Here is a 6,527-nt window from a genome sequence, read left to right on the forward strand (position 1 = left end):
ATAGCATTAAAAAAAATAGATTCTCAAATCTAAATATAGAGCTATTAGTTTATCCAAAGGAAGACGGTACTGTCTGGGATAAGAAAAGTAAAAATTTTGACTGGGAAGTCGAAGATTTTTTACCCAATGAGCTTATGTTCGATTCCGTAAATAAAATATTAAAAAATGCTAAATATTCAATTATTAAAAAGAAGCTAAGAGACAATAAGTCAAAGGCAGCTAACTTGAATACTCAAATTTTTATGTATGCTGAGAATGCGGCAAAACTCGAAAATCCAGATAAAGCTCCTTTTCAATTGTCAGGAGAAGGGCAAAAGAAAAGTATCTGCCTAGAGGTTGTTAAGCTTTTAAGTAATAAAGTATATGAACTTACCGAAGCTCAAGTTACTTTCCTATCAGAAATTTGTGAGTCATAGTATATGTTTGTATTACATCAGTAGAATAAAATAGGATCAAAAGGATCGAACCAACCAAAAATTGCAGAACGTTAGGTCTCGTTTCTTTCCAAGACCAAACACCAACCTCACGTTTAACACCTTTCCCCGTCATCACGCCCTGAAAATAAGCAATTGATGAGTAATGTCGCGCACGGATGCGCGATAAGGCGAAACTAGGCCATGGATGGCCTATCTTCGCCGTTTACGTTCACATCAATTGTGGTTTGAAGGAAATAGCGTGATGCTCGGGTGCGCTGAGAGTGTCCAGAGAGGGACCAGCGGCAGCCCCTCTTTGGCTGCGGTCGCCAGCGCGACAAAACCTTGAATAAGGTTTCTAATCTCTAGAAGTGCCAAACGTATTCGCGTTATCTGTAATAGTAATTCCAAGTACCTATTTAAATACTTATTCGGGCTGCCGCCCGCGCGTCAGCAAGCTAAACGCCTACATAAATAACACATACTCTTGGCTTTTGAGCGAGTAAGTATATTTGTGATTTGTTGGGTTTCGTTTCACTCTACCCAACCTACGCCCATATTATTTATAGCGAATCACCACACATAAAAAAGCCGCTACATTGCTGCAACGGCTTTTTCAATTTTATAAATTCCCAATCTTTAATTGGAAATTTTAAAAATTATCAATCTCTATATGTCTCAACCGCTGGGCATGAACATACTAAGTTACGGTCGCCGTATACGTCATCTATACGTGTAACGGTTGGCCAGAACTTGTTTTTAGCCACTGCAGGCACTGGGAATGCAGCGTAAAAACGGTCGTACGCGCGATCCCATTCGTTACCTAACACGTCGCCTTGTGTATGCGGTGCAAACACTAGCGGGTTGTTTTCGATTGACCATTCGCCAGAGATTACTTTTTCAATTTCGCCTTTAATTGACACCATAGCTTCGATAAAGCGATCAATCTCACCTTTTGATTCAGACTCAGTTGGCTCAATCATTAATGTGCCAGCTACTGGGAACGACATTGTTGGTGAATGGAAGCCGTAGTCTTGCAAGCGCTTAGCTACGTCCATTTCAGTAATGCCTGATTGCTCTTTAAGCGGGCGTAAGTCAACAATACATTCGTGAGCAACACGGTTGTTACGACCACGGTATAAAATTGGGAAGTGCTTGCTTAGCTCATGCGTTAAGTAGTTAGCGTTCACAATGGCCATTTCAGTGGCTTGTTTTAAGCCCTCTGAACCCATCATGGTGATGTAAGCCCATGAAATAGGTAAAATAGCGGCTGAGCCGAAAGGCGCTGCCGATACCGCACCGTTACCAATGTTAGTACCTGGTACGTTAATTACGCTGTGGTTTGGCATAAATGGCGCAAGGTGCGATTTAACACCAATTGGGCCAACACCTGGACCACCGCCGCCGTGTGGAATACAAAACGTTTTATGCAAGTTTAAGTGCGATACGTCTGAGCCAATAAAGCCTGGGCTTGTTACACCAACTTGCGCGTTCATGTTAGCGCCGTCCATGTAAACTTGGCCGCCGTGCTCATGAATAATGTCACAAATTTCGCGAATTGTTTCTTCATATACGCCATGCGTAGACGGGTATGTGATCATGATGCACGATAAGTTTTCAGACACTTCCTCAGCTTTTGCTTTAAGGTCTGCCATGTCTACGTTACCGTTTTTGTCGCAGTTAACTACCACAATTTTCATGCTCGCCATTTGCGCTGATGCAGGATTAGTACCGTGCGCAGAGCTTGGGATTAAACATACATTACGGTGTGCGTCGCCGCGTGACTCGTGGTATTTACGAATCGCGATTAAGCCTGCGTATTCACCTTGCGCGCCAGAGTTTGGCTGAAGTGATACTGCATCGTAACCGGTAATGTTTACTAGCCAGTCGTGAAGCTCGCCAATCATTATTTGGTAACCCTCTGCTTGATCTAGCGGGCAGAATGGGTGAAGGTTTGCAAACTCAGGCCACGTAATTGGGATCATCTCAGCAGTCGCGTTTAGTTTCATGGTACATGAGCCTAACGAGATCATTGAGTGATTAAGCGATAAGTCTTTGCTTTCTAGTCGCTTAATGTAGCGAAGCATGTCTGTTTCGCTGTGGTAGCTGTTAAAGTTTGGATGCGTTAGTACTTCGTCGTCACGTACTAAACTTGCAGGGATAGACTCGCTGCCATTTGCTTCAACGTCTGCTGCAATAGCGTCAACACTTAGGCCATGGCCTTCGCCTAAAATAATATCGAATAACTCAGCGATATCTGCACGTGTTGTAGTCTCTGATACCGAAATTGAATACTCGCCTTCGTGGTTTGTTGCAAAGTTTACGCCTTTTGCAATTGCACGCGCTATTACGTCGTCTTTGCTATCGCTTACTACTGTTAGCGTATCAAACCAAGTGCTGTGCTTAAGTGCGATGCCTTTAGCTTTAAGGCCACTTGCTAAAATATCAGCAAAGCGATGTATACGCTGCGCGATAGTTTTTAAGCCTTGTGGGCCGTGGTACACCGCGTAAAACGCTGCCATGTTGGCAAGTAATACTTGTGCTGTACAAATGTTTGAATTGGCTTTGTCGCGGCGAATGTGTTGTTCGCGCGTTTGCATTGCCATACGTAGTGCGTCGTTACCTAAACGGTCTTTAGATACACCAATAATACGACCTGGTAATGAACGCTTGTATGCGTCACGTGTTGCAAAAAATGCAGCGTGTGGACCGCCGTAACCCATAGGTACGCCAAAACGTTGAGCCGAACCAAGAACTACGTCTGCACCTAGTTTACCCGGCGCTTTTAACAGTAATAAACTCATTATGTCGGCAGCAACACAGGCAATCGCCTTTTTGCTTTGTACGCCAGCAATTAGGTCAGTTATGTCTACCACTTCGCCCGATGTAGTTGGGTATTGGAACAATGCGCCAAAAATGTCGTGGTTTACGGCATCTTCTGCTTTACCTACAATTATTTCAAATCCAAACTGCTCGGCACGCGTTGTTACTACGTCGATTGTTTGTGTGTGTACGTCGTCGGCAATAAAAAAGGCATTGGCTTTTTTAGCTTTTGATACGCGTTTTGCAAGGCCCATAGCCTCCGCAGCCGCTGTTGATTCGTCAAGTAGTGACGCACTTGCTAAATCAAGACCGGTTAAATCTAGGGTCATAGTTTGGAAGTTTAATAATGATTCTAAACGCCCTTGAGCAATCTCTGGCTGATACGGTGTGTACGCTGTATACCAACCTGGATTTTCTAGTACGTTACGTAAAATTACGTGCGGTACGTTAGTTGGGTGGTAGCCTTGGCCAATGTACGATTTGAAAACTTTATTTTTGCTGGCTACTGATTTTAAGTAGCTTAGTGTTTCAACTTCAGTACGGCTTTGTCCAACTGTTAGCGGTTGTTCTAGACGAATGCTAGCCGGTACAGTTTGGTCAATGAGCTCTTGCACACTCGATACTTCTAAAGCACTTAGCATATCGCTTACTTGTGCTGGGCTTGGCCCAATATGGCGGCGAATAAAATCTTGCTTTTGCTCTAGTTCTTCAAGAGATTTGGCGTTTGACATGTGTCCAGATTCCTATGATCCAAAAAATGTGGCTACTGCTGATGGGTAAACAGCAATAACTTAAAATTCTTATAATTTAACAGCTTACTTTGTATGGAAAAGTTAACTGTAAAATCATAAAAGCCCCGATATCTAAATAAAACACACGGGGCTTTTAGTTATCTACAAAGAATAATTATTCTTCGTCGATAGTGTGCGAGTAACCTTCAGCGTCTAATAAGTTGTCTAGCTCAGACTCGTCAGATGCTTTAATACGGAATAACCAACCGTCGCCGTAAGCGTCGTTGTTTACTGTTTCTGGTGAGTCTTCAAGTTCTTCGTTAATAGCAACAATTTCGCCACTGATAGGTGCGTAAATGTCTGATGCTGCTTTAACTGACTCTGCTACTGCACAGTCTTCGCCAGCGTCTACTTCGTCGCCAACTTCTGGTAATTCAACAAATACCATGTCGCCAAGAAGTTCTTGTGCATGCTCAGAAATACCAACAGTAAATGTACCGTCGCCTTCGTTACGAACCCACTCGTGTGAAGGTGCGTATTTTAACTCGCTAGGAATGTTGCTCATTTTATTTGTCCTTTGGTTTATATTGGGAGGATATCAATCACTGTAATTACACTGATTGATATAACCAAATTATTTAAATTATTGATTTACCGTTACGTACAAAGCTAGGCTTTACTACTTTAACGTTTACTAATTTTTTACGCATTTCTACTTGAGCTGTATCGCCTGTTGAACGTGGTACACGTGCAAGGGCTACACTAAAACCAAGTGTTGGTGAAAAAGTACCAGAAGTAATAATACCTTCACCACCATCAACAATTACTTTAGAACCGCTACGCAAAACGCCTTTTTCTTCAAACACTAAGCCAACTAGTTTGTCAGTGCTTTTTTCTGCGCGTTGCTTAACAAGTACGTCACGACCAATAAAGTCACGATCTTCTGGTTCCCATGCAATGGTCCATGCCATGTTAGCTGCAAGTGGTGATACGCTTTCGTCCATATCTAGGCCGTAAAGGTTCATACCTGCTTCTAAACGTAGCGTGTCGCGTGCACCTAAACCAGCAGGTTTAACACCTGCGTCTAGCAGTTGTTGCCATAAATCGGCTGCTTGGTCGTTCGGTACTACTATTTCGTAACCGTCTTCGCCAGTATAACCCGTTGTGGCAATAAATAAATCACCTACTTGAACACCAAAAAATGGCTTCATACCTTCAACAGCGGCTTGTTGCTCAGCATTTAAAAGAGTAGCTGTTTTTGCTTTAGCGTTAGGGCCTTGCACTGCAATCATTGCAAACTCTGGGCGCTCTGTAACAGTTACGTCAAAGTCGCTCGATACGTTAGCTAAATGCGCTAGGTCTTTTTCGCGCGTCGCTGAGTTAACAACTAGGCGGTAAAACGTTTCACTAAAGAAATAAATAATTAAGTCGTCTATTACACCGCCTTGCTCGTTAAGCATGCCTGTGTAAAGCGCTTTGCCTGGTACGGTTAATTTTGCAACGTCGTTAGCTACTAGCTTACGTAAAAATGCTTTTGCTTGAGGCCCTTCAATATCAACAATAGTCATGTGTGATACGTCAAACATACCAGCGTCGGTACGTACGCTATTGTGTTCTTCTATTTGTGAGCCGTAGTTGATTGGCATTTCCCAGCCATGAAAATCAACCATTTTTGCGCCCGCTTCTAGGTGCTTAGCATGTAGTACAGTTTTAGAAGTCATAACATTCCTTCACGTTTAAATTAACCCTGTTTAGGGCGTGGCTTAAATAGATATAAAAACAGGTAAACATTGTTATGCTCGCCTGTTGTTTTTATTCGTTATGCGGCTTCACTATGCATAAGTGCAAAGCCTTGCACTTGCATGTAGCTTTGCCATTTTTGTAATTCTTGTTGTTTAGCTACTAATACAAAGTGTTGTTCGTCGTTTTTATCAATGGCGGTAATAAATACATCACCGCTTTGTGCACCGTAGCAAAGTTGCGCGTCAGAAAGGCGCAAACCTGGTGTTAATTTAAAAGCATTAACTAGGGTATCAAATGCGTTGTCGCCACTTAAAATAAAGCTTGCTAGGTCGGTGCGTACTACATAATCAATATCAAAACGTAATTGCTGCTCGTTTATAAGCGCTTGTAGTTGAAGGCTTGCGTTGTGTGGTAGTACGAATCTAAAGGCGGTTTCGCTAAAGTAATAAACAGCAAAACTGTAGTCAGAATTATAGTCGCCATCAAGCGTGCCTTTTAAGCCTAAACCGCTGGCGGTAAGCTTAGTTAAATCAAGGCCTAAAATAGTGCTTAAAAATACACTGGTTTCGGTTCCGCTAAAATCCATTACAACGTGATTGTTGTTAGTTTGCAAAGCGTTAGTAACCGCACTACTTGCGTTGCTGTGGCGGGCAAACATTATTGGGTTAAAAGTCATAACAAACACCTGTGTATTTTCGATTACAAAAGTATATTGCCCACGTCTATCAACAACAAATTGTAATTATTTATCAATTGATAAATAATACTTATATATATGGCTATATAAATTGTAATTTTAAATATGAAAAACATATCA

General features: G+C 42.2%; 5 protein-coding genes. 1 reads left to right on the forward strand and 4 read right to left on the reverse strand.

The window, feature by feature from the left end:
* A partial coding sequence (locus H5072_RS09050; protein WP_182693324.1) for a hypothetical protein occupies nt 1-416 on the forward strand: 416 nt, incomplete at its 5' end.
* A 659-nt stretch (nt 417-1,075) separates the two neighbouring features.
* Here the strand turns inward: H5072_RS09050 and gcvP are convergent.
* From gcvP to H5072_RS09070, 4 genes are all read right to left on the reverse strand, one after another.
* Nucleotides 1,076-3,967 (reverse strand): aminomethyl-transferring glycine dehydrogenase, encoded by a 2,892-nt coding sequence (gene gcvP / locus H5072_RS09055; RefSeq protein WP_182693325.1) that lies wholly within the window; start codon nt 3,965-3,967, stop codon nt 1,076-1,078.
* Nucleotides 3,968-4,142: 175 nt separating this feature from the next.
* Nucleotides 4,143-4,532, reverse strand: coding sequence for a glycine cleavage system protein GcvH (gcvH, locus tag H5072_RS09060; protein WP_002958029.1), 390 nt, complete (start codon nt 4,530-4,532; stop codon nt 4,143-4,145).
* 73 nt (nt 4,533-4,605) lie between these two features.
* The gene (gene gcvT, locus H5072_RS09065; protein WP_024590230.1) at nt 4,606-5,688 is read right to left on the reverse strand and encodes a glycine cleavage system aminomethyltransferase GcvT; all 1,083 of its coding nucleotides are present in this window, start codon (nt 5,686-5,688) and stop codon (nt 4,606-4,608) included.
* A 98-nt stretch (nt 5,689-5,786) separates the two neighbouring features.
* On the reverse strand, nt 5,787-6,386 hold the full coding sequence (locus H5072_RS09070; protein ID WP_182693326.1) for a hypothetical protein: 600 nt from the start codon (nt 6,384-6,386) through the stop codon (nt 5,787-5,789).
* Nucleotides 6,387-6,527 lie beyond the last annotated feature (141 nt).

It is taken from the genome of Pseudoalteromonas sp. SR45-5, from assembly GCF_014163565.1.
Classification (GTDB): Bacteria; Pseudomonadota; Gammaproteobacteria; order Enterobacterales; family Alteromonadaceae; genus Pseudoalteromonas; species Pseudoalteromonas distincta.